Below are 21,650 nucleotides of genomic sequence, written 5' to 3' on the forward strand. Positions count from 1 at the left end.
GACCTGAACATCGGACCAGGTACGCGACGGCATGACCCTTGCCAGGCCCTCCGATGAGCTTGCCGGGCCCTCCGATGACTGCGTCGGTGCGGTGCACCGCCGATACCGGCGATCTCGCCGTCGATGCTTGCCGGGGACGGCGCCACGGAGGACTCTGTAGACCCCGCCCTGGTCGGAGGCATTCATGGGCAAGCTGATCTACGCGGCCAACATCTCGCTCGACGGCTACCTCGAGGACGAGGCCGGCTCGTTCGACTGGTCCGTGCCGGACGAGGAGGTGCACGCGTTCTGGAACGAGCACGAACGGCACATCGGCACCTCGCTCTACGGCCGCCGCATGTACGAGACGATGCGCGTCTGGGAGAGCGACGACTGGCTGACCGACGAACCGGACGTCGTCCGCGAGTACGCGCGGATCTGGCGCGACGCCGACAAGGTCGTCTACTCCACGACGCTCGCCGAGGTCTCCACGGCGCGGACGAGGATCGAGCGGGCCTTCGACCCCGAGGCGGTACGCCGCCTCAAGGAGACCTCCGACGCGGACCTGAGCATCGGCGGCGCGACCATCGGGGCCGAGGCGTTCCGTCACGGCCTGGTCGACGAGTGCGTGCTGCTCCTGTGCCCGGTGACCGTGGGCGGCGGCAAGCCGGCACTGCCCAGGGGCGTCCGACTCGACCTCGAGCTGCTGGACCACCGCCGGTTCCGCAACGGGGTGGTCTACCTGCGCCACGCGGTACGAAGCGCCACCTGAGCGGACGGACGTCGCGAGCCGGCACGCGCGTCGTGATGCGGCGACGTCTCGGTGCCCCGGCAGGACCCGGACCCGCGACCGACGACTGATGAGGGGATCGTCGGACCGACCGTCGCCCCTGGTCACCGTGCCGTGGGCCGGCCCCACCTGCGCTGCTGCCTCGGGACAGTTCCTCTCGCCCATGGCCTTCCCCGGACGCCTTACGGACTCGGTGCGGATCCGCTGGACCGACGGTGCCCGGGCGTCGACAGGACCGCGAGCTGTGCTGCACGTCGGAGACCCAGCCGTGATCGATGAGGACGTGGAGTGCTGCGGCTGGTGGTTGATCGCCGTGACGGTCCGGACCCGCAACCACCCCGCCCGCCCCGATGCCGACCGCCGAAGGTCCCAATCATCACCGGCTGACAGCCAGCGCTTGGACATCCACACGGTCAGGTCAGCGGTGTCCGGAGGGACTTATGACTCTTCCCGACCTGCGAAGCCCTGGGGCAGGCTGGTCCTGGAGGCGGTTTCTCAGCGTCCCGGCGTCGGGCACCGCAGGCCCGAGAAGCCTCTTGGAGGCACACGTGTCCGCCACGATCAGTTACCAGGACTACTGGGTCAACCCACGCATCAAGACAGCCGCTCTGTGGGCGTCCATGCTGTTCGTCTACGTGTACGTGGACTTGTTCGGCTTGTTCCGAGCGGACGTGCGGGCCGACATCGAGGCGGGCGAGATGTTCGTCTTCACCATCGGACAGGGCGTCCTGCTCGGCATGACCATCTACGTGCTCATCCCGATCCTGATGCTGTTTCTCAGCCTCGTCCTGCCGGTGAAGCTGACGCGGACGACCAACCTCGTCGTGCCCCTGCTTTACGCCGTCACGATCGTGGCCGGCGCCATCGGTGAGTGGAACTACTACCTCCTCGGCAGCCTCGTCGAGGTCACCCTGCTGGCTGGCGTCGTGTACTACGCGTGGACCTGGCCAACGACGACCGACGTTGTGACCGCCCCGGCGGACCAGTCCCGGGACGGCACACGCGGGCGCTTGGCGCCCTAGGTGGGCGGGTCGCTCACGCGTCCGGTCCTCGCCTGCTGAGGTCAACGATGGCAACGCACATCGAGAAGGTGCACGGGGAGATGGGCCAGGGTGTGCTGAGGTAGCCCTACCGACGGACGGCAGTCGTCGTCGGGGTGCTGCTCGTCGTGTGTTCGGCCGCCAGCATCCTGAGCGTGGCACCGCTCGGTTCCATGCTGGACAGCCCGGTCGATCTGGCACGGTTGGCGGCGAACGACGATCGGGTGGTGCTCGCGGCGCTGGTCGAGTTCGTGTGGGCAGCGAGCGGCGCCGGCATCGCGATTGCTCTCTACCCCGTGCTGCGACGCTACGGCCGTGCCCTGGCTCTCGGGGCTGTGGCCGCGCGGGTCGTCGAGGGAGTGCTGGTTCTCGTTGGCACGCTCAACCTCCTGGCTCTCTTCACGCTGGCCCGGCAGTCCCTGAGCTCAGGCTGGACCGACGACGCCTCGACCGACGCATCCGTGCAGCTGCTCCTCGCCGTGCGGGAATGGGTGCCGAGCTTCATGATCCTGTTGCCGTTCCTGCTCGGCGCCGGGATGTATTACTACCTGATGTACCGCTCGACCATCGTCCCGAGGTGGTTGTCGGGCTGGGGCCTCCCCGCGGTCGCGCTGTCCTTCGTGGCCACTCTCTCCTCCGGGTTCGCCCAGGAGTTCGGGTTCACCACGTTGAACACCGTTCTGAACGTCCCCGTCTTCCTGCAGGAGATGGTGCTGGCCGTGTGGCTGCTCGCCAAGGGGTTCAACCATGAGCCGAAGCGCCCCACAGACGTGCACGGAGGTTAGGCCATGCGGAAGCGCGCTCCGCACGTGAGTCGGGCAGGCCGCTTCGCGGCCCTGTACGTCGCGGCCGCCTGTTTCCGGTCACCAGCCAGGTGGCGGTCGTCGCCGGACTGGTCCGCGCCGGGCTGGTCCTGACCAGCGTCATGGTGTTCAACCACGGCATCACCGTGGCGGTGGACCAGCAGGCCAGTGACCCAGAAGCAGGCTGCCGCCACGTGGCAGATGATCAAGGCGGTTGCCGACGCTCTGGGTGGAGCCGGTGGCGGCGTCCTCGGCGGTAGTGGTTCCTGTTGGTGAGCTGGGTGGCGCCTCGTTCGAAGGTGTTTCGTGTCAGCCGGGCCGGCTCGGCCTCGGCGTCGGCGCCGCCGCGCTGCTCTCGGCGGTGCCCGTCTGGGCTTCCTCGAGGTGTGGTCGGCCTGCTGCACATCGCGTGGTTCCTCTGGTTCGGAGTCGTCACGGCCCGGACAGGATCGGATCGGCGGAACCACGGCTCGCCAACCGGGTCCGTCATTCGTGGCCGCGGCCTTCGGGGCGGAACGACGCCTCACCCTCGCGATGACGGCTCCACATGGGCAGCTTCTCGGCATGAGCGATCACGGGGTAGCGAGGTCGAGTGCGTCGGGCGGTATGGCTCGGTCGGTTGGCCCTGGCGGTGAGATCGGGAGCGCCAGCGCCCAGCCTTTTTGGCGCCGGCACCCAGTGCGAGCTTCATGCACCTGCCGCAGAGGGCGACTCGATCGGCGAGCCGCTCGCGGGCGTGGTCGTTCTCGGACCGGCATCAGCGGACGGCGTCCGCCTGGTCTGCGGCCTGGGACTCAGCGGAGACGAACCAGGGGGGTCGGGTCGTCCCGCCACTCCCCTGCAGACGCCGGTCCGCAAGAGCTTCGGACCGGCGCGGCAACCCACCCATCTCGACGGGCCCAACAACAACGCTGACCTGCGCAAGCGTGCCCCCGGCAGGACTTGAACCCGCGACCGACGAATTATGAGTTCGCTGCTCTGACCAGCTGAGCTACAGGGGCGTGCGGCGCTCGGAGCGCTCACGACGGCGTCCAGCGTACCGGCCGCGTTACCGTGGTCGGGTGATCCTGCGCCGCGACCGCCGCCTGCCCGAGCCCCTCACCGCCCACCTCGCCCCGCGCGACGCGCCCCTCGCGTCGGCGGAGCTGGCGGACGGGACGTGGGCCGTCGTCGCCCGGGCGGCCCTCGTCGTGGTCGGGCCCGGCGGCGTCGTCGTCCGCTCGCCGTGGCACGAGGTCGAGCGCGGCACGTGGGACGGCGACGAGTCGGTCCTCACCGTCACGTGGGTCGACGGCGTCCGCGCCCCGCTCGAGCTGAAGGTGCAGGACGCACCGAGCGCCGAGCGCTTCACCCGCGCCCTGCGCGAGCGGGTCCAGTCCTCCCTCGTCCACAGCGAGAGCGCCGAGCTGCCCGGCGGGGCCATCGTCATGGTTCACATCCGCCGCGACGAGGACGGGGCACTCTTCTCCCAGGTGACCGCCCGCGGCCGCCTGCGAGACGACGCCGAGGAGCGCCGTCTCGTCGACGAGATGGAACGTCACGCGCGCGCCGCTGTGGGCCTCGCCACATGACCACCTCGGGGCGCGTCCCGTGGCCGGAGCGGCCCTGATTCTTTGCTAGAGTCCTATCTCGCGATCCCGCGTAGCTCAATTGGCAGAGCATCCGACTGTTAATCGGACGGTTACTGGTTCGAGTCCAGTCGCGGGAGCCACATCACCGACTGCCTCACCTGCTAGAACAAGGTCCAAACCCGTCGTCGCACCCGGCGCGTGCCACATACGTGCCAGAACCGCGCCAGTTCCTGGCAGCCGAACGGGCGAGCCAGGGCGCAGCAAACCTCGACGGAGCTATCAGCCCGGCAACTCTCACGCCACCGGCGCCAAGGCTCGAGACCCCCGCCCACTCAGCACTGCACCTCACATGCTGAGAATCTCGAGGCTCCACCCAACGGCACGGCACTCGCTGGGTGCCCCCATGGGTGCGGACGACGCCGATGGCTGAGGACGACGATGAGCGACGGGGCCGCCTCACCGACCAGCAGCTCGACGAACTGGTCACTGCCTACGTCGACGACGTCCGTGCTGGGGTCATCCACCCGCAGGACTGGAACGCGCGGGACACCCGGTGGGAGGTTAAGCACTACCTCGCCGAAGGCCCCGAACCGCTGCGCTTGCTGGACGCGATCCTCGACCGGGACACCGGGGACGGGGTAATCACCGAGGATGTCGGCCTCGGGTTGCTCGTCGGCTACCTCGACGACCGTCGTGGACTGTGGGCGCAGCTCAACGAGCGCTGCCGGAAAGATCTGCGGTGGGCCGCTCGACGTCCCAATTCGAACGGGCCGTCGAGCGTCCTCTCCCCGTAATGACGTGTCAAAGAATGCGCGCACGAGCGTCCAGGACCTGTCCTAGATGCTGCGCCCGTGAGTACGCCCCCTAGCCGCGTCAGTCTTGCGGGTCTGGGCAATGACCGGCACGGTGCAGTGCGTCGGTGGCTCGGTGGCGGTCGCGTTCCTGGGTGAGTCTGGGGGGAGGCGCGCCGAGTGGTGCGGGCCGGTGATGCCGTATCGGTCGCGGTAGGCGGCGATGACGGCGAGTTGAGAGAGCCACCGTGCGCGATCGCCGGCACCGAGCGGTCGCTCACCAATACGAGACAGCCACGGCGCCTGTTCGCGGACGGCGGTCTCGGCGAGGGTGTGGGCGCGAGTCTCGATGATCTGGCGGCGTTCGGCGAGGCCGCGAGCAGCGTCGGCGGGCAGGCCCCCGGCTGCGGCAGGGAGGAGTCCGGCGATGAGGTCCGGGGTCGTGCCGGGAGCGGGCCGTGACGTGGCTCGGGCGAGGCGGGCGGTGAGGACGGCGGCGATGTCGTGAGCGTCGAGCAGTGTGCGCTGTGCGACCAGGCGCGGCAGGAGGGTGTCGAGGTCGTGGTGGTTGGCCTCGGCGCGGCGCAGCTCAGCGGTGAGGACGGCGAAGGCCTCAGACTCGTTGACCTGAGCAGGTTCTGCCAGCGCGAGCCCCGCGCGGGTGAGGGTGTCGGTGACGAGACACCCGGGCCCGGGCTGGCGGACACAACCTCTCACGCATCAGGGGCCAAAGTCCTATCGTTGAACTCTTCGACCCGTCCTGACATGGAAGTTCACTGTGAGCCGCGGGAAACTCCCCGGGCAACCGTGGGAAATCGGGAGCGGTGCGCTCCCCCGCTGGCGAGGAGGTGGCGGGACCGTGACGGGCAACGTCGTGATCTCGGGGCAGCACACCCACCATCGATCACTCTACCGGGCCCCTCGCCGCAGACCCGGCACTCCCACCCTCGCTGGCTCGTGTCAGCGATGCGTCCGCCCAGCCTCCGCGCCGTCCCCCATCGACTCGCGGGCAGCTTTCGACTGGAGAAACTGACACCCGATAGCGTCTCCTCGAGGACGAGAGGAGACCACCTTGCCGCTACGCTCCGTTCTGCTCTTCGTCATCGCCGCGCTGTTCGAGATCGGCGGCGCCTGGCTCGTCTGGCAGGGAGTACGAGAGCACAAGGGATGGGTCTGGATCGGCGCTGGAGCCATCGCCCTCGGGCTCTACGGGCTCGTCGCCACCCTCCAGCCCGACGCCAACTTCGGCCGCATCCTGGCCGCCTACGGCGGAGTGTTCGTCGCCGGCTCACTCGCGTGGAGCACGCTCATCGACGGCTTCCGCCCGGACCGCTGGGACCTCACCGGCGCGGTCCTCTGTCTCGTAGGGGTCGCCGTCATCATGTACGCCCCGCGCACTGGCTGATCCCATCATCCGCAGTGTTGGCGGCCACGGGAGACTGCCCGGAGGCGGCCAGATAGCTGCCCGGTGGCGGTCGTGAGAGTTGCCCGCTGACGGTCATGGGATCTGCCCGACACGACATTCCTGCCCTGCCGCGCTGACGCGGTTCGGGGCCCCTCCTCGGGTGCGATGGCGGTGCTGAAGCGCCCATCGCCCCGAGGAGGGACAACGTGAAGTCTGCCGAGGAGATCATGGAAATTCTCGAAGCGTTTGATCTGACTGGTTCGTACAGGGACGCCGGCGAGCTCGCCGGGGTCTCCCATCACACCGTCGCCCGATACGTCGCCGCTCGTGACGCGGGACGGTTGAGCGAGAGGCCGGCGGCCCGTCCGCAGCTGATCGATGAGTTCTTGCCCAAGGTCGAGGAGTGGGTGGACAAGAGCAACGGCAAGATCCGCGCCGACATCGCCCATGACAAGCTGGTTGCCCTGGGATTCACCGGGTCGGAGCGGACAACCCGCCGGGCGGTCGCGGCGGTGAAGAAGGCTTACCGGCAGGGCAGGGCCCGGGTGCATCGGCCCTGGGTCACCGAGCCGGGGCTGTGGTTGCAGTACGACTTCGGTGACGGCCCGGTCATCGACGGCGCGCGGACGGTGTTGTTCTGCGCGTGGCTGGCGTGGTCGAGGTTCCGGGTCGTGCTGGCGATCAGGGACAAGACGATGCCGAGCGTGTTCGCCGCCCTGGACCAGGTCTTCCGGGTTCTGGGTGGGGTGCCGACGTATGTGCTGACCGACAACGAGAAGACCGTCACCGTCGAGCACATCGCCGGGATGGCGGTGCGGAACCCGCAGATGGTGGCCTTCGCCCGGCACTACGGGGTCAGCGTGCTCACGTGCGAGCCGGCCGACCCGGCAAGCAAGGGCGGGACGGAGGCCACGGTCAAGGTCGCCAAGGCCGACCTGGTCCCGAAGGAGACGAACCTGCTGCCCGGTTACGCCTCGTTCGCCGAGCTCGAGGCGGCCTGTCAGGCGTTCACCGATCTGGTCAATCACCGGGTCCACCGGGTCACCCGGCGGGTCCCGGCGGAGATGCTGGCCGAGGAACGCGCCCGCCTGCATGCCCTGCCGGCGGCCCCGCACACGGTCGCGTTCGGGCTGACACGGCAGGTGCCGGCGAACTCCCCGATGGTGACCTTCGAGGCCGGGCAGTACTCCGTGCCGCATCACCTCCTCGGGGAGAGGGTGTGGGTCCGCACCTACGGCGCCGGGCCTGGGGAGCAGGTCGTCATCGTCCACGCCGGCGAGTCCGGCCCGGTCGAGGTCGCCCGCCACGCCCGCGCCACACCGGGCTCCCCGAGCATCGACGACGCGCACTTCCCGCCCGCCCCGGCCGGTGCCCTGGAGCGCCGGCCGCGTCCGAAGAGCGCCGCGGAGATCGAGTTCCTCGCCCTGGGTGACGGGGCCCGGCTCTGGCTGAGCGAGGCCGCCGCGGCCGGCACGACGAAGATGCGGGTCAAGATGGCCGAGGCCGTCGCCCTGGCCAAGCTCTTCGATCCCGGTGAGGTCGACTGGGCCCTGGGCCACGCCGCCGTCCACGCCCGCTTCGCCGAGGCCGACCTGCCCTCGATCCTGAACCACGCGGGCACGAGCGACGGTGAGGTCCACCGCGCCGGGGAGGACCGCTCCTTGACCCAGGGCACCGCCGGCTGGGCCGCCCTGGGCCAGCAACCGCCCGCCAGCCCCGGCGTCGAGGAGGTGGCCTGATGACCACCACGACCACACGCACGAGCGTGCCGGCCCTGGGAGTGCCGTCCGCGCCGCCGCTACCCGGCGACCTCGAGGCCCTGCTCCGCCGGCTGCGCCTGCCCCACATCCGCCACCAGGCACCCGAGGTCATCGCCACCGCCAAGGCCCAACGCTGGGAACCCGTCGAGGTTCTACGGGCCCTGTTCGCCGAGGAGGCCGCCGGCCGGGACCGGGCCTCCCTGGCCACCCGCCGGACCGCGGCCGGGTTCCCCACCGGCAAGACGTTCGACGCCTGGGACGAGGCCGCGTCCTCGATCCCGGTCCCGACCCAGCACGCGCTACGGACCCTGGAGTGGGTCCACCGCAAGGAGAACCTCGTCGTCTGCGGGCCGTCGGGGACCGGGAAGACGTTCCTGCTCGAGGCCCTGGGGCACCAAGCCGTCGAGCAAGGCCTGCGGGTCTCGTGGTTCACCCTCGAAGACCTCGGCGCCCTCCTGCGCAGGCACCGCGCCGACGACACCGTCACCAAGGCCATCGCGAAGGTGCTGCGCGCCGACCTCGTGGTCGTCGACGACATCGGCCTCCTCCCGGTCGCCACCGACGCCGCCGAGGGCCTCTACCGCCTCGTCGACGCCGCCTACGAGAAACGAGCCGTCGCGATCAGCTCCAACCTCCACCCCGCCGGGTTCGACGAGCTCATGCCCAAGACCATCGCCACCGCGACCGTCGACCGGCTCCTCCACCACGCCCACGTCTGCCAGACCAGCGGCGAGTCCGTCCGCCTGTCCCAGGCCCTCTCCGGTCGAGGAGTGACGCCCTTGGCCTGACCACCCGGGCCGGTGATGGCCAGCCCCTGGGCAGATCCCATGGCCATCACCGGGCAGTTCCCGTGACCGTCACCGGGCAGGTCTCACGACCGCCCCTGGGCAGTTCCCACTGTCCCTTGACACGCAGTTTCCTGACTCTCATCTGGGCGTTGCGGACGGCAGCCCGTCGCGCTTGCCCGCGGGATGCGGCCGGTGACGGCGCTTCGAGCAGCGCCGGGGACGAGTGCTCCATTCCGATGGAATGCCGTGCTGACCAGGTGCTGCAAGGATCGGCCGGATGGAGGGATACCTGCTTGTCCTGGCGTTGGCGGCACTGCCCGCGGCGGGGAACTTCCTCGGCGGCCTGGCATCGGAGGCGCTCCGTGTCTCGGGCAACGGACTGGGTGTCGCACTACACGCCGCTGCTGGGGTGGTCCTCGCCGTCGTCGGTCTCGAGCTGATGCCGGAGGCGCTGGCGTCGTCCACACCGTGGGTGCCGATCGTCGCGTTCGTCGGCGGCGGCGGGTTTTTCCTCGCTCTGGACAAGGTGATCGGCTATGTCCAGGCCAGGTTCGCCCCCGACGGACAGTCGGGTCCGTGGGCGATCTTCTCCGGGGTATCGCTCGACCTGTTCAGCGACGGCGTGATGATCGGTACTGGCACCGTCGTCAACCCCGCGCTGGGCCTGTTGCTTGCCGCAGGCCAGGTGCCGGCCGATATCCCCGAGGGCTTCGCAGCGGTGGCGACCCTGCGCCGAGCGGGGGTCTCGCGCAGTCGGCGCCTTGCACTGGCGGCCGCCTTCGCCATCCCGATCCTGATCGGCGCCACCCTGGGGTACTTCGCCCTGCGTTCCGCGCCGGAGCTGGTCACCCTTTCCGTACTCGCACTCACGGGCGGCGCCCTGACCGCCGTGGTGATCGAAGAGATGGTCCCCGAGGCTCACACCGCGAGCAGGGAGAACGGCGAGGAAGACACTGAGGAGCCCCGGCTCAACGCCCTAGCCCTCGTCGCCGGCTTCGCGCTCTTCGCCGCCATCTCGGCCTACCTGGGCGAATAGCGGGGCCCGAAGAGACCGCTTGGTGCACCCACGTCATGATCCCGGCAACCCGTGTGTGCGCTGACCCGCACGTCGGGTAGGTCGTGATGCCCTTGTCAGGCAATGCCGACCGAGCCTTACGCCGAACTGTCTCGGCGAAGTCGTCCGGACGCTGGCGCCGGGTTAGCAGGACGGTGATGGACCGATTGCGGGGATCGTTGCGAAATCCGGCCACCGGAGGGGCCCGGTTCCAACACCCCTGATCGGTGTCACCGACTGCGCCGTCGTCCTCGATATCTCCGGACCGCAAGCCCGTCGTTGGTGATCCGAGCGGCCGGCGTTGGCGTGCGCGCTCGTGGTCGGTGACCTGACCGGCCGGCGGGGTTGCCCGGATTGCATGGCCGAGACGGATCTCGACGCGGATGGAGTTGCCATCACCCCGGCGGTCACGGCGACGACGCCCTCGGTAATGTCCCAACCACGATGAACCACGCCAGGGTCAGCCCCCGCCTCACCGCCGCGCGCTCACCGTGGCCGGTCACGCTAGTCCTCGGCCCTGTCGCTGCCGGTGAGGCTGACCAGGACCAGCGCCGCAGCGCCGGCGGTGATGAAGACGTCGGCCAGGTTGAAGGTGGGGAACCAGCCGCTGTGCAGGTAGTCGGTCACCACCCCGTCACCGGCCCGGTCGAGCAGGTTGGCCACCGCGCCTGCCAGGATCGCCGCCAGCGCTAGCCGCACGGGCACCGTCGCGGTGCGGGTAGCCCGCCAGGCGAAGGCCGCCAGCGCGACAACGATCAACCCGGTAATGCCGAGCACGACACCGGCGGGCAGGTCGGCGCCGAGACTGAACGCCACCCCGGAGTTGAAACCCAGGCGGAGCTCGACGGGCCCCAGGTCCACCGCCTGGCCGTCGGCCAGGGCCGCGCCCGCCCATTGCTTCAGGCTGAGGTCCGCCGCGGCCAGCAGCGTCACGATGGCAACCAAGGCGGCCCGCGCCCGGGTCACCCCGATCGCCTTCGTGGATTCCTGTGTGGTCACGAGAACACTCCCTCATCCTTGGTGATCTCATGAACCTCGACCGCCCGGGCAGGCGACGAGAAGACCACGGTGTCATCGCCGACGACCTCGGCAAGCTGGGTGATCGTGGAGGCGGTTGCCAGCCGTCTGCGGTCGGTGAGGTGCGGGTGCGAGTGGATCACGGATGCTCCTTCGAAAGCTCGCCGAGGTCGCCCTGGCCTACAGGCCGAAGGCGCCGCCCTCGACGAGGATGACCACGCCCAGGCCGATCAGGACGAGCGGGAACAGCACGTGCTCCCAGCGCTCCAGAATTTCCGCGATGGGCCTGCGGGTGGCGACGAACTTCGCCAGCAGCACCAGCACGGCCACGAGGGCCAGGAACACGATGGAGTAGGCCACGATCGCGCCGGTGCCCACGGTGACGAAGACCGGGACGTAGACGCCGATGTTGTCCCCGCCGTTGGCGAAGGTGACGCCGGCGACGGTCCACACGCTGATCGCCTTGCCGGCGACCTTCTCATCGTCGTCGTCATCGACCCCGCGCCAGGCGTTCCAGGCCGCAAGCAGTCCGAGCGCCAGCGGGATGAGTCCGAAGTAGGCGATCGCCTCCTGCGGCAGGAAGGTGGCCGCGCCCAGGGCGACCAGGACCGACGCGACGAGGATGGCACCGAAGCCGAGGTACTGACCGGCGATGATCTTGCCCGTGGTGCCACGCATGCCGGCGCCGCGGGCGAAGAACAACGACAGCACGATGATGTCGTCGATGTTGGTAACCAGGAACAGGCCGATCGCCTGCAGGATCGGGGCGAGCAGGTCCATGACTGCCTTTCGGTGAAGCGCCGGCGCTGGTGCCGGCACGGGTGTGCGAGGACCGGGGCACGGAAGAGGGCCGTGGTCGTGCGACCACGGCCCTACCCGGCGGGGATTCCTTGGGGACTCTTGGGGCCGGCGGGTGTGCCCGTCGGCCCCCGTGCTCATCAGCTGTGGGTGGCGACGGGCACCGCGGCGGGGGACCCCGTCCGTGCGGCGATGGTGCGCAGGTCCGTGGACCGACCGGCCCGGACGCCGTTGGCGATGACGACGACCTCGGCGAGCTCGTGGACGAGGACGACCGCGGCAAGGCCGAGGACACCGGCGAGGGCGAGCGGGATGAGCACGGCGATCAGGACCAGCGACAGGCCGACGTTCTGGAGCATGATCCGCCGGGAGCGGCGGGCATGCGCGAGGGCCTGGGGCAGCAGCCGGAGGTCGTCGCCCATCAGGGCGACATCGGCGGTCTCGATCGCGACGTCGCTGCCCATGGCGCCCATCGCCACACCGAGGTCCGCGGTGGCCAAGGCGGGTGCATCGTTGACGCCGTCCCCGACCATCACCGTGACGCCCCGAGCGCGGAGCATCCCGACGAGGCGGGACTTCTCCTCCGGGCGCAGCTCGGCGTGCACGGTGGTGATGCCGGCCTCGGCGGCCAGCGCCTGGGCGGTGGCCGTGTTGTCGCCCGTCAGCATTGTCACGGTGTAGCCCTCGCGGCCCAGGCGGGCGATGACCTCGGGGGCCTCGGGGCGAAGCTCGTCGCGCACGGCGATGGCTCCGAGCACCCGGTCGTCGACCTCCAGGAGCACGGCGGTGGCGCCGGCCTGCTGCATGGCGGTGACCTCGGCCGCCAGCCCGGCGGGTTCGATCCAGCCGGGGCGTCCCAGGCGCACCCGGCGGTCGCCGATGGTGCCGGTCAGTCCGGCGCCGGTGACAGCCTCGACGTCGGCCGCCGCCGGCACGGTGTCGGCGGCTGTGACGATGGCCCGGGCGAGGGGGTGCTCGCTGCGGGCCTCGAGCCCGGCCGCCAGCGCGACCACCTCCTCGCGGGTGGCTCCCCTGGCGGTGGCGACCTCCACGACGACCGGCCGGTTCGCTGTGAGGGTCCCGGTCTTGTCCAGGGCGATGGTGCGGACCCGGCCGAGGGTCTCCAACGCCGCCCCGCCCTTGATGAGCACACCGAACCTGCTGGCGGCACCGACCGCGGAGACCACCGCGACCGGGACGGAGATCGCCAGGGCGCACGGGGACGCGGCGACGAGGACCACCAGGGCCCGCTCGATCCACAACCCGGGCTCGCCCGCGAGGGAGCCGATGACGGCGATGAGGGCGGCGAGGATCATGATGCCGGGCACGAGCGGCTTGGCGACCTTGTCGGCCAGGCGCTGGGTCGCCCCCTTCCGGGACTGCTCGGCCTCGACGATATGCACGATGCGTGCCAGGGAGTTGTTCTCCGCGGTCGTGGTGGCCTCGACCTCGAGGGCGCCGGTGCCGTTGATGGACCCGGCGTAGACCTCCGCGCCCGGGCCGGCTTCGACGGGCATGGACTCCCCGGTGATGGCCGAGACGTCCAGCGAGCTGCGCCCGGCGAGAATGGTCCCGTCGGTGGCGAGGCGCTCACCGGGCTTGACGATCATGAGGTCGCCGACGCGCAGGTCCTTGGGTGCGACGCTGACCTCGATGCCGTCGTGGCGCACGGTGGCTCGCTCGGGCACGAGGGAGAGCAGCGCGCGCAGACCCCCGCGGGTCTTGGCCAGGGAGTACTCCTCCAGGCCCTCGCTGATGGAGTACAGGAACGCCAGCATCGCGGCCTCCTGCACCTCACCGAGCAGCACCGCCCCGACGGCCGCGATGGTCATCAGGGTGCCGACCCCGATCCGGCCCTTGGCCAGGGCACGGAGCGTGCCGGGGACGAAGGTGGCCGCGCCCGCCAGCAGGGCGGCGAGGTTCAGCCCGAGCGCCCAGCCGTCCTGCCCGGTCCAGGAGAGCAGGAAGCCCGCGAGGAGCAGCACGCCCGAGAGAGCGGCCCCGCGGATCTCGTCGACGTCCCACAGCCGCTCGACGGACTCGCCAGGCCCGTCGCCGTGCTCGTCGCCGGTGTCGGTGTGCTCGTCCTCGGGATGTGTGCAGCAGGCGTCGCTCATCGGGCGGTCTCCAGGTCCTGGTGCGGCTGCAGGTGGTCGGCGTCCGGCGTGGTGGTGGCGCCGATGCCGTAGTTGGGGCACAGCTCGACGGCGTACCCGGTGGAGGCCAGCAGCTGCTCCGCCGTCGCCAGGACCGCAAGCAGCTCCGGGGCGGTCGTCAGGGTGAACATCGACGCCCGTCCCTCCGGGTGGGAGGTCACCAGACCGCAGTCGCGCAGGCACGCCAGGTGCGCGCTCACCGTCGACTGGGCCAGACCCAGGTGCTCGGTCAGGTCCCGCACCCGGTGCTCCCCCATCGTCAGGTGCTGCAGGATCGCCAACCGGGCCGGGTCGGACAACCCGTGGAACAACGCCGCCGCCGGCGCAAGGGCCGCAGGGTCAACTGCTCCGGTCTCTGCGCTGTCATCGGAAGTTGCTGATTGCATCGTCATAGAGCGATACTAAGCGGTGCCTGGTCGTGGATCAACCTCGACCGTGGGCCGCGGAGCCGCGAAGGGATGGCGCAGGATGATGTCGACGGGTGTGGCCGCGTGGCTGGCCCTGGGCCTGTACGGCGCCGGTCTCGTGGCGGCGTTCGTGGTTCGGTCGTGGGTGCATCGCCGCCGGACCGGTTCGAGCGGGTTCCGAGGGATCTCCGGCCCGATCGGGTCGCTCGAGTGGTGGGGCGGCGTCCTTTTCGCCGCGGCGCTGGTGCTTGGCTCACTGGGTCCTGCCCTGGCCCTGTCGGGCACCGTCGAGGTGTTCGCGTGGACGCCGGGATGGCTCAGCTGGGTAGGTCTGCTCGCAGTGGCCGCCGCCATGGTCGGTGTGCTGATCGCTCAGGGAGGAATGGGCAGCTCCTGGCGTATCGGCGTCGACGCGAGCGAGCGCACCGACCTGGTGACCTCCGGGCCCTTCGCCAAGATTCGCAACCCCGTCTTCTCCGCGATGATCACGGCCCTGCTGGGCATGATGTTGATGGTTCCCGGTGTCGTGACCATGGCCGCCCTGCTCGCCCTGGTGGTCGCGGTCGAGCTGCAGGTTCGCTTCGTCGAGGAGCCGTACCTGGTGCGGGTGCACGGGAAGGCATACCTTACCTACGCCCGGACCGCAGGACGCTTCGTACCTGGCGTCGGACGGCTGGCCGGCCTCGTTGAGCCGGATCGCTGAGCGTGCAGCGGCACGACCTGCTCTCGATCACGGCCCGTGCGCCGCGCCCAGGACGTCACGCCCGGGTCAGAGAAGGGTCTGCCAGTACGTCCGAAACTGGAACAGGATGAGCGCCAGGATGGTCAGGTACCAGCCGGTGAGCACGACCCCGTGGTAACCGGCGACGACTTCGGTCGCCCGGCGCGTCGGTCGGGGCAGGGAGGCGTGGGCGGCGGTGAGGTTGCGCAGAGTGGTGTACCAGAACAGCGCGATGGTCACGATCCACACCACGATGCAGTAGGGGCACAGCGCCTCGATGCGGTACAGGCTCTGGAAGATCAGCCAGTGCACGAAGACGGCACCGAGACTGACGCCGGCCTGGAGGCCCAGCCAGAACCAACGCCGGTACCGAGCACCGGCAAGGAGTCCCACACCGACGGTGGTGACGACAGCGAAGCCCGCGACACCGATGAGCGGGTTCGGCACGCCGAAGGCCTCGGCCTGCGGGGTCGTCATGACCGAGCCGCAGCTCAGGACCGGGTTGATGCTGCAGCTGGGCACGTAGCGGGGGTCGGCGATCAGGGCGATCTTCTCCACGAGCAGCACCACCGCCGAGACCAGACCCACCAGCCCTCCCAGAGCCAGCAGCAGTGCGAGCTGGCGCGTCGTACCACCGCCGGCGTGGGCGGAGACGTCGCCCAGGCCGTCACCTCGTTGGGCTTGCGGCGACACCTCGTCAGCCCTCAAGGGCGTCATCGATCAACTTGCGGAACTCGTCGGTGGTCGCCGGTGCGATCATCTTGCCGTTGAGGAAGAACGTCGGTGTGCCCTGCACCCCGAGCGCCAGAGCGTCGTTCATGTCCTGCTGGACCCGTTCGAGCGTCGCCGGGTCCGCGACCGCCCGGTCGTAGGTCGCCACGTCGAGGCCCAGATCCTGGGCGAACGTGCGGAACAGGTCGGCCTTGGACGTCTGCTGCTCCCCCCATTCGGACTGGGTCTCATACATCCGCTTGTACATCGCCTCGAACTGCCCCTGCTGGGCGGCGGCCTCGACGGCCAGCGCGGCGTTCTCGGCATTGGCGTGGCCCGGCACCGGGAAGTAACGGGCGACGAAGGTGACCCGGCCTGCGTAGTCCTCACGGAGTTGCTCGACGAAGGGGTAGGCCGCCAGGCACGCCTCACACTCGAAGTCGAGGAACTCCACCAGCGTGACCCGGCCGTCAGCGGCCGTGGCGAGCCGGTGGCTGTTCTCGCGCACCACCGGGATCTCGCCGACCTCACCGCCCCCGTCGGCGCTCGGGTCCCCGCCGGCCCGGCCAACGACAAGAGTCACCGCCATGGCGACGACGAAGACCGCGACGAGCGCGGCTGACAGCTTCACATTCCTGCTCACAGAACCATGCTCCTGCCCAGCGGCACCGCCGTCCGGCGTGACACACATCGTGGTGAATGGGGGCGCAGTCGTTCCGCACCGCCGGGTTAGGTAAACACACAAACCGGTCGGAACACATCTCGACGGGAGCGTCGGCGACCACGGGAGCGGTGAGAGCCTGGACGTTGGGCCCTTGGAGACGTATCGGGGCGTGACCAGCGACCCTTGAACCGTCACCTCGCCCCTCGCCGGGCGGTGGGGTGCCTAGGCGTGTGGGATGGATTACGGAAACGGCAAGGTGGTTTTCTGTGCAGCACCGGCCCGTTACCCTTTCGTGACACGTTGGTGGCGGCCGGGGCAGACCTGGAGCCTGTCTGCACTAGTTCACGGAGGCCTTGCTCGATGCCGGACGGTGCTGCGCCTGAGGAAGTCCGGGTGCCGCTGACCCGACGTCGGATCCGCGAGGCAGAGCGTGCTGCCCACGACGCACAGCGGGCCGGAGCCGCTCATGGTGACCGGGTCCGTCCGTTCGAGGGGCCGCCGCCATCGGAACAGGCCGGCGTGGGGGGTAGACGCCGTCCGAGCCACGCGTACGTGGCCGCTGGGCTGCCTACCGAGGAGCTGGTCCAGGTCTCGGCCCGGTCTCGCCGCGAGGCGCGCTCCCGGTCCACGCGTGGAGACGTTGACCGTCGTCCGCGGCGGCTCGTGGCGCGCGCGACCGTGCTGACTGCACTGGGGTTGACGACGATCGCGGTACCGGTGCTGGGAATCGACGGGAGCGACCACTCGGCCCACGCGCACGAGTCGGCCGTGGCGTCCGTGCAGCCCGAGCCCAACGTGTTGGACGTTCTGGACTCCCAGGTAGCTGCGGCCGAGCCGTCGAACCTCGCCCCGCCGAGTCTGCTCGCCGACCCGGCGGCCCGAGCCCGGGCCGAGTGGTTGCAGGCGTCGCGGGCGGCGCAGCGCGGTGCTCTCGATGGTGCGGACCTTCAGGGAGCCCACGGGACGCTGGCCGCTGCGGTGCCCGAGAAGAGAATCGTCATGCCGCTCCCGCGGGGATCGTTCCGCACGACTTCTCCCTACGGCGGACGTCCGGACCCGTTCACCGGAGGGGCGTCCACGCACACCGGTGTCGACTTGGCGGCACCACTGGACACACCGATCCACGCGGTCGCCGACGGGGTCGTCGACTACGTCGGTCCTGGGAAGGACGGCCGCTCCAGCATGATCATCGTGGTCAGGCACGAGATCGACGGCCGAACGGTGTACAGCTGGTACAACCACATGTACGCCAGAGGCCTGTACGTCCAGGTCGGCCAGCAGGTCCGGGCCGGTGACGTCATCGCCGGCGTCGGGAACAACGGCCGGTCCACCGGGCCGCACGTGCACTTCGAGATCCACACCGACGACGACCTGACGACGACGGACCCGCTGGTATGGCTACGGGAGCAGGGCGCGGTCGACGTCAGCGAGCTTCCCTAGCGTGCCGATGTTCTCCGCCACGGGCCTCGACCTTGACACACGCCGCGGCGTTGTGGGTTGCCGACCGAGCTTGCCTATGGTGGCCCTCATGTCTGCCACCGCCCACACGCTTCCCACCCTCCGCGGCGCAGGGCCTGCCGCGGTCCGCGCGACACTGGTCCTCCTGCTGCTCGGCTTCACGGCGCTGCTCACCCCTGCGGCCGCCCGCGCACACGACACGCTCATCGAGACCAGTCCCGGCCAGGACGCCGTCGTCGAGGATGCGCCGACCGAGGTGACGCTGACCTTCAGCGCCGAGGTCCTCGATCTGCCCACCACCATGGTGGTGACCGCGGCAGACGGGGACGTGGTGGCCGAGGGCACGCCGGCGGTCGACGGTCAGACGGTCCGGCTCTCTCTGCCCTCGATCCTGCCCGACGGCGAGTACGAGGTGACCTGGTCGGTCGTCTCCTCCGACGGGCACCGCACCGAGGACACCTACACGTTCACCCTCGCGGCCGACGACGACGCGGCACCACCGGAGCCAGCCGCAGAGAGCGCCGCAACTCCCACCGCCCAACCGTCCGCCCATACACCGGGGGCCAGCCCGGCACCGGACACCGACGCCGACGCGCAAGCACGCGGCGAGGACGGGTGGATGCCCTCCTGGACCGCCATCTTGATCGTGCAGGCCGGCATCATGGTGCTCGCCGTGGCGGTAGCGCTGAGCTACAAGCGCTGGCGCACCGGCCGCTGACCTCACGTGAGGGGAGTGGCCCGCTCCCAGGTTCCAGTACGGGTTATGGTGACCCGGGCAGGCTCAAGTTTCTGCAAGGGAAGCTCGCCACAACCGACCTCAAGGACCACGTGGAGACCGTGACCAAGAAGAATCAGGCGCAGGAACGCGCCGCTCGGCTCGCGACCATGCGCGCCGAGCAGTCGCGGCGGGAGCACCGCCATCGGAGCCTGATCATCGCCGCCGTAACCCTGGTCTGTGTCGGGCTTGTCGCAGCGGTGGCGATCCCCCTGGTCGGTGCCGCCCGTCAGCGAGCTGCCGTGGAGGCCGCGGCCAACGCCCCGATCGAAGGCGTCCAGGAGTTCGAGAATCTGAGCGCGAGCCATGTCACTGGGCCCGTCGACTACCCGATGGCACCAGCCGCCGGCGGGGACCACGACTCAGCGTGGCAGAACTGTGGGACCTACACCGCGCAGGTTGCGGACGAGAACGCCGTGCACTCTCTCGAGCACGGGGCGGTCTGGATCGCCTACTCCCCCGAGCTGCCTGCGGACGAGGTGGCCGCGCTGACCGACAAGGTGGAGAACGAGCAGTACGCGTTGGTCAGTCCCTACGAGAGCATCGGGTCCCCGATCGTGCTGAGCGCATGGGGCGTCCAGCTCGCTGTGGAGGGTGCCGGCGACCCGCGCATCGACACGTTCCTTGCCCGGCACCTCCAGGGGGAGCAGACCCCCGAGCCCGGCGCGGCGTGCTTCGGCGGCGTCGGGATGCCGACGGCGTGACGATGCCTGGAATCGACCCTGCCCTCGGCGGACCGGCCGGCCCGCCGAGGGCCGAGCGGGGCGCCCGGTCCCCCGCCGGGCGCGGTGTGCCCGGCACTGTGCTGGCAGTTCTCGCACTCGTGCTCGCCGCTCTCTCCGGGGTGGGCGGCCTCATCGCCGGGTCGCGGCTGGCGCCGGAGGCCGACGTCCCCCGGCCCGGCTCGGTCGATGCCGGCTTCGCCCGCGACATGGGCACCCATCACGCCCAGGCCGTTCAGATGTCCGCACTCGTTCGTGATCGCACCGAAGACCCCCAGATCCGAGCGCTGGCCCTCGATGTCCTCCTCACTCAGCAGCAGCAGGCTGGCCAGATGTTCGGCTGGCTCGAGCTGTGGGATCTGCCCCAGGCCAGCCAACAGGCTCCCATGGCCTGGATGCAGGACCACGCGGGCATGGCAGAGGGCAGCGCCGAAGCCGCCGGCACGATGCCTGGCATGGCGAGCCGGGAGGAGCTGAACCGCCTCGCCGGGTCCTCGGGCCGCGACGCCGAACGGCTGTACCTCGAGCTGATGATCCCCCACCATCAGGGCGGGGTGGACATGGCGGAGTTCGCCGCGGTCAACGCACAGCAAGAGGCCGTCCGCAACCTGGCGGCGAGCATCGTCAAGGCGCAGACCGCCGAGCTCACGGTACTGGACGACCTCCTCACCGCGCGCGGCGGTCCGTCCTCCGACTGAGCGCCTCGAGAACCTCGCCATGCTGTAACATCTGCGGAGTTCTGCAGATGAGGAGGTTTCGATGGGTGAAGTCGCTCGGCTCGACTCCTGCCATGTCGTCACGGTCCACCCGGACAAGGTGGCGCTGACCCGCGAGCACATCCCTGACCCGACCGAGACAGAGCGGCTGGCCACCCTGTTCAAGCTGCTCGGTGACCCACGCCGAGCGCGGATCCTCTACGCCCTGCTCGAGGCCGGGGAGCTGTGCGTGTGCGACCTGGCCGCCTCGGTAGACGTTCCGGAGACGGCGGTCTCGCAGTCGCTGCGGCTGCTGCGCGCCGCGGGAGTGGTCGACAACCGCCGCGCCGGCCGGATGGTGTACTACCGACTGGCCGACGCTCACGTGCGGATGCTGCTTGACCTCTCTCGCGAGCACGCCCGCCACGAGGAGGGGATCTGATGGGCACCGGACACAGTCACGGCCCCACGCCCGCGACCGGGCACGCGGGCGGGCGCTACCGCACCCGTCTGGCCGGCGCCTTCGCACTGACGGCGACGTTCTTCCTCGTCGAGCTCGTGGCCGGGTTCCTGTCCGGCTCGCTCGCACTGATCTCCGACGCCGGACACATGGCAGCCGACGTCGTGGCGTTGGGCGCCGCCCTGGTGGCAACGCGGATAGCGACCCGCCCGGACACCTCCGGACGTCGGACCTACGGGTCCTACCGGGCGGAGGTCTTCGCATCGGGCCTGACGGTGCTGATCATGCTCGGCGTGGGCGGTTACGTCCTGCTCGAGGCATTCAGCCGGATCGGATCGGCCCCCGAGGTGACCTCGGGGACCATGCTCGTCGTCGGCTTGATCGGGCTGGCGATCAACATCGCCTCCATGCTGCTGCTGCGCAGCGGGTCCAAGGAGAGCCTGAACGTCAAGGGTGCGTACTTCGAGGTCGTTGCCGACGCCGCCGGGTCGGTGGGCGTCATGGTCGCGAGCGTGCTGATCATGACGACAGGTCAGCCGGTGTGGGACGTCGTCGTTGCTGCGCTGATCGCCGTCTTCGTGATCGTCCGGGCGCTCTCGTTGGGGCGACAGGTCCTCAGCGTGCTCGGTCAGCACGCCCCTGCGGGCATGGATCCCGAGGCGGTGGCGGACACCCTCGGTGACGTCCCTGGGGTCAGCCAGGTCCACGATCTGCACCTGTGGACGCTGACGTCAGGCATGAACGTCGCCACCGCCCATCTCGTCGCGCCCGACGGGACGGACCAGCACGCCGTCCTCGTCGCCGCCCGAGCGGTCCTGCAGGACCGGTACGGGATCGAACACGCCACCTTGCAGGTCGAGCCACCCGGACACCGAGGCTGCAACGACCTGAGCTGGTGAGACTCGGGCCCCGGCTCGGTCGGTGCAGGGGAGGCAGCGCTGGCCCCTGACCTGCAGAGAGAAGTTCGTAGGGAGTGAGGAACGGCCGTGATAGGTACGGGTCGGGTCGGCGAGCCGGGATCCCGCAGCTGCCCCTCGAGCGGTATGAGTGATCTGTGAAGACGGCCGCGTCCGCGTCCGGGGGCA

The 21,650-nt window shown here is 70.1% G+C and carries 24 protein-coding genes and 2 tRNA genes; 17 read left to right on the forward strand and 9 right to left on the reverse strand.

The window, feature by feature from the left end; all coding sequences use genetic code 11:
* Nucleotides 1-184 precede the first annotated feature (184 nt).
* The 3 genes from AAEM63_RS09705 to AAEM63_RS09715 all read left to right on the forward strand — a co-directional run bounded on the left by AAEM63_RS09705 (nucleotide 185) and on the right by AAEM63_RS09715 (nucleotide 2,594).
* Nucleotides 185-751, forward strand: coding sequence for a dihydrofolate reductase family protein (locus AAEM63_RS09705; RefSeq protein WP_341358071.1), 567 nt, complete (start codon nucleotides 185-187; stop codon nucleotides 749-751).
* A 566-nt stretch (nucleotides 752-1,317) separates the two neighbouring features.
* Complete coding sequence (locus AAEM63_RS09710) at nucleotides 1,318-1,791, forward strand: DUF6326 family protein (RefSeq protein ID WP_341358072.1); 474 nt, start codon at nucleotides 1,318-1,320, stop codon at nucleotides 1,789-1,791.
* Nucleotides 1,792-1,925: 134 nt separating this feature from the next.
* Entirely contained in the window at nucleotides 1,926-2,594 is a 669-nt protein-coding gene (locus tag AAEM63_RS09715; RefSeq protein WP_341358073.1) for a DUF4386 domain-containing protein, read from the forward strand.
* A gap of 945 nt (nucleotides 2,595-3,539) precedes the next feature.
* Here AAEM63_RS09715 and AAEM63_RS09720 read toward each other — a convergent pair.
* Nucleotides 3,540-3,613 (reverse strand) — tRNA-Ile (locus AAEM63_RS09720).
* 60 nt (nucleotides 3,614-3,673) lie between these two features.
* Between AAEM63_RS09720 and AAEM63_RS09725 the strand changes: the two genes are divergently transcribed.
* The 3 genes from AAEM63_RS09725 (at nucleotide 3,674) to AAEM63_RS09735 (ending at nucleotide 4,977) form a co-directional block, all read left to right on the forward strand.
* The gene (locus AAEM63_RS09725; protein WP_341358074.1) at nucleotides 3,674-4,183 is read left to right on the forward strand and encodes a hypothetical protein; all 510 of its coding nucleotides are present in this window, start codon (nucleotides 3,674-3,676) and stop codon (nucleotides 4,181-4,183) included.
* Nucleotides 4,184-4,247: 64 nt separating this feature from the next.
* A tRNA-Asn gene (locus AAEM63_RS09730) sits at nucleotides 4,248-4,323 on the forward strand.
* Nucleotides 4,324-4,605: 282 nt separating this feature from the next.
* Complete coding sequence (locus tag AAEM63_RS09735) at nucleotides 4,606-4,977, forward strand: hypothetical protein (protein WP_341358075.1); 372 nt, start codon at nucleotides 4,606-4,608, stop codon at nucleotides 4,975-4,977.
* 42 nt (nucleotides 4,978-5,019) lie between these two features.
* Here AAEM63_RS09735 and AAEM63_RS09740 read toward each other — a convergent pair whose 3' ends face one another.
* Nucleotides 5,020-5,691: a hypothetical protein gene (locus AAEM63_RS09740; RefSeq protein ID WP_341358076.1), complete on the reverse strand. Its 672-nt coding sequence runs from the start codon at nucleotides 5,689-5,691 to the stop codon at nucleotides 5,020-5,022.
* A gap of 355 nt (nucleotides 5,692-6,046) precedes the next feature.
* On the opposite strand from AAEM63_RS09740, the gene AAEM63_RS09745 reads away from it, so the two are divergent.
* The 4 genes from AAEM63_RS09745 to AAEM63_RS09760 all read left to right on the forward strand — a co-directional run bounded on the left by AAEM63_RS09745 (nucleotide 6,047) and on the right by AAEM63_RS09760 (nucleotide 9,963).
* Complete coding sequence (locus AAEM63_RS09745) at nucleotides 6,047-6,379, forward strand: YnfA family protein (protein WP_341358077.1); 333 nt, start codon at nucleotides 6,047-6,049, stop codon at nucleotides 6,377-6,379.
* Nucleotides 6,380-6,585: 206 nt separating this feature from the next.
* The gene (istA, locus tag AAEM63_RS09750; protein WP_341358078.1) at nucleotides 6,586-8,118 is read left to right on the forward strand and encodes an IS21 family transposase; all 1,533 of its coding nucleotides are present in this window, start codon (nucleotides 6,586-6,588) and stop codon (nucleotides 8,116-8,118) included.
* Nucleotides 8,118-8,927, forward strand: a complete 810-nt coding sequence (gene istB / locus AAEM63_RS09755; protein WP_341358079.1) for an IS21-like element helper ATPase IstB — start codon at nucleotides 8,118-8,120, stop codon at nucleotides 8,925-8,927. Before istA ends, istB begins: the two co-directional genes overlap by 1 nt.
* 277 nt (nucleotides 8,928-9,204) lie before the next feature.
* A complete protein-coding gene (locus AAEM63_RS09760) occupies nucleotides 9,205-9,963 on the forward strand; it encodes a ZIP family metal transporter (RefSeq protein WP_341358080.1) in 759 nt (252 codons plus the stop codon).
* A gap of 522 nt (nucleotides 9,964-10,485) precedes the next feature.
* Here the strand turns inward: AAEM63_RS09760 and lspA are convergent.
* The 5 genes from lspA to AAEM63_RS09785 form a co-directional block, all read right to left on the reverse strand.
* Entirely contained in the window at nucleotides 10,486-10,980 is a 495-nt protein-coding gene (gene lspA / locus AAEM63_RS09765) for a signal peptidase II (RefSeq protein WP_341358081.1), read from the reverse strand.
* Nucleotides 10,977-11,141 carry a hypothetical protein gene (locus tag AAEM63_RS09770; protein WP_170175151.1) on the reverse strand — a complete coding sequence of 55 codons (165 nt, stop codon included), beginning with the start codon at nucleotides 11,139-11,141 and terminating at the stop codon, nucleotides 10,977-10,979. Before AAEM63_RS09770 ends, lspA begins: the two co-directional genes overlap by 4 nt.
* 37 nt (nucleotides 11,142-11,178) lie before the next feature.
* Nucleotides 11,179-11,778: a cadmium resistance transporter gene (locus AAEM63_RS09775; RefSeq protein WP_123913748.1), complete on the reverse strand. Its 600-nt coding sequence runs from the start codon at nucleotides 11,776-11,778 to the stop codon at nucleotides 11,179-11,181.
* 158 nt (nucleotides 11,779-11,936) lie between these two features.
* Nucleotides 11,937-13,913 carry a cation-translocating P-type ATPase gene (locus AAEM63_RS09780; protein WP_341358082.1) on the reverse strand — a complete coding sequence of 659 codons (1,977 nt, stop codon included), beginning with the start codon at nucleotides 13,911-13,913 and terminating at the stop codon, nucleotides 11,937-11,939.
* Entirely contained in the window at nucleotides 13,910-14,338 is a 429-nt protein-coding gene (locus AAEM63_RS09785) for a metalloregulator ArsR/SmtB family transcription factor (protein ID WP_341361352.1), read from the reverse strand. The genes AAEM63_RS09780 and AAEM63_RS09785 overlap by 4 nt, the downstream gene beginning before the upstream one ends.
* An 82-nt stretch (nucleotides 14,339-14,420) precedes the next feature.
* Between AAEM63_RS09785 and AAEM63_RS09790 the strand changes: the two genes are divergently transcribed.
* Nucleotides 14,421-15,062 (forward strand): isoprenylcysteine carboxylmethyltransferase family protein, encoded by a 642-nt coding sequence (locus AAEM63_RS09790; protein ID WP_341358083.1) that lies wholly within the window; start codon nucleotides 14,421-14,423, stop codon nucleotides 15,060-15,062.
* 66 nt (nucleotides 15,063-15,128) lie between these two features.
* Here the strand turns inward: AAEM63_RS09790 and AAEM63_RS09795 are convergent, their stop codons facing one another.
* Together AAEM63_RS09795 and AAEM63_RS09800 are read right to left on the reverse strand one after the other, a co-directional pair.
* Nucleotides 15,129-15,773, reverse strand: coding sequence for a vitamin K epoxide reductase family protein (locus AAEM63_RS09795; RefSeq protein ID WP_341358084.1), 645 nt, complete (start codon nucleotides 15,771-15,773; stop codon nucleotides 15,129-15,131).
* Between the two features lie 4 nt (nucleotides 15,774-15,777).
* Complete coding sequence (locus AAEM63_RS09800) at nucleotides 15,778-16,422, reverse strand: thioredoxin domain-containing protein (RefSeq protein ID WP_341358085.1); 645 nt, start codon at nucleotides 16,420-16,422, stop codon at nucleotides 15,778-15,780.
* A gap of 750 nt (nucleotides 16,423-17,172) precedes the next feature.
* Between AAEM63_RS09800 and AAEM63_RS09805 the strand changes: the two genes are divergently transcribed.
* The 6 genes from AAEM63_RS09805 to AAEM63_RS09830 all read left to right on the forward strand — a co-directional run bounded on the left by AAEM63_RS09805 (nucleotide 17,173) and on the right by AAEM63_RS09830 (nucleotide 21,464).
* Nucleotides 17,173-17,895 (forward strand): M23 family metallopeptidase, encoded by a 723-nt coding sequence (locus AAEM63_RS09805; protein WP_341358086.1) that lies wholly within the window; start codon nucleotides 17,173-17,175, stop codon nucleotides 17,893-17,895.
* Between the two features lie 88 nt (nucleotides 17,896-17,983).
* The gene (locus AAEM63_RS09810; protein ID WP_341358087.1) at nucleotides 17,984-18,631 is read left to right on the forward strand and encodes a copper resistance CopC family protein; all 648 of its coding nucleotides are present in this window, start codon (nucleotides 17,984-17,986) and stop codon (nucleotides 18,629-18,631) included.
* Nucleotides 18,632-18,741: 110 nt separating this feature from the next.
* The gene (locus tag AAEM63_RS09815) at nucleotides 18,742-19,392 is read left to right on the forward strand and encodes a DUF3105 domain-containing protein (RefSeq protein WP_341358088.1); all 651 of its coding nucleotides are present in this window, start codon (nucleotides 18,742-18,744) and stop codon (nucleotides 19,390-19,392) included.
* A 98-nt stretch (nucleotides 19,393-19,490) separates the two neighbouring features.
* Nucleotides 19,491-20,108 (forward strand): DUF305 domain-containing protein, encoded by a 618-nt coding sequence (locus AAEM63_RS09820; RefSeq protein ID WP_341358089.1) that lies wholly within the window; start codon nucleotides 19,491-19,493, stop codon nucleotides 20,106-20,108.
* 61 nt (nucleotides 20,109-20,169) lie between these two features.
* Entirely contained in the window at nucleotides 20,170-20,547 is a 378-nt protein-coding gene (locus tag AAEM63_RS09825) for a metalloregulator ArsR/SmtB family transcription factor (protein ID WP_341358090.1), read from the forward strand.
* On the forward strand, nucleotides 20,547-21,464 hold the full coding sequence (locus AAEM63_RS09830; RefSeq protein WP_341358091.1) for a cation diffusion facilitator family transporter: 918 nt from the start codon (nucleotides 20,547-20,549) through the stop codon (nucleotides 21,462-21,464). Before AAEM63_RS09825 ends, AAEM63_RS09830 begins: the two co-directional genes overlap by 1 nt.
* The last annotated feature ends 186 nt before the right edge of the window (nucleotides 21,465-21,650 follow it).

This window comes from Georgenia sp. M64, assembly GCF_038049925.1.
Classification (GTDB): Bacteria; Actinomycetota; Actinomycetes; order Actinomycetales; family Actinomycetaceae; genus Georgenia.

Excerpts from the sequence above, each read along its gene's own strand:
- AAEM63_RS09705 (WP_341358071.1), top strand. The coding sequence starts at position 185 with ATGGGCAAGCTGATCTACGCGGCCAACATCTCGCTCGACGGCTACCTC.
- AAEM63_RS09735 (WP_341358075.1), top strand. The coding sequence starts at position 4,606 with ATGGCTGAGGACGACGATGAGCGACGGGGCCGCCTCACCGACCAGCAG.
- istB (WP_341358079.1), top strand. The coding sequence starts at position 8,118 with ATGACCACCACGACCACACGCACGAGCGTGCCGGCCCTGGGAGTGCCG.
- AAEM63_RS09760 (WP_341358080.1), top strand. The coding sequence starts at position 9,205 with ATGGAGGGATACCTGCTTGTCCTGGCGTTGGCGGCACTGCCCGCGGCG.
- AAEM63_RS09775 (WP_123913748.1), bottom strand. The coding sequence starts at position 11,778 with ATGGACCTGCTCGCCCCGATCCTGCAGGCGATCGGCCTGTTCCTGGTT.
- AAEM63_RS09780 (WP_341358082.1), bottom strand. The coding sequence starts at position 13,913 with ATGAGCGACGCCTGCTGCACACATCCCGAGGACGAGCACACCGACACC.
- AAEM63_RS09785 (WP_341361352.1), bottom strand. The coding sequence starts at position 14,338 with ATGCAATCAGCAACTTCCGATGACAGCGCAGAGACCGGAGCAGTTGAC.
- AAEM63_RS09790 (WP_341358083.1), top strand. The coding sequence starts at position 14,421 with ATGATGTCGACGGGTGTGGCCGCGTGGCTGGCCCTGGGCCTGTACGGC.
- AAEM63_RS09810 (WP_341358087.1), top strand. The coding sequence starts at position 17,984 with ATGTCTGCCACCGCCCACACGCTTCCCACCCTCCGCGGCGCAGGGCCT.
- AAEM63_RS09825 (WP_341358090.1), top strand. The coding sequence starts at position 20,170 with ATGGGTGAAGTCGCTCGGCTCGACTCCTGCCATGTCGTCACGGTCCAC.
- AAEM63_RS09830 (WP_341358091.1), top strand. The coding sequence starts at position 20,547 with ATGGGCACCGGACACAGTCACGGCCCCACGCCCGCGACCGGGCACGCG.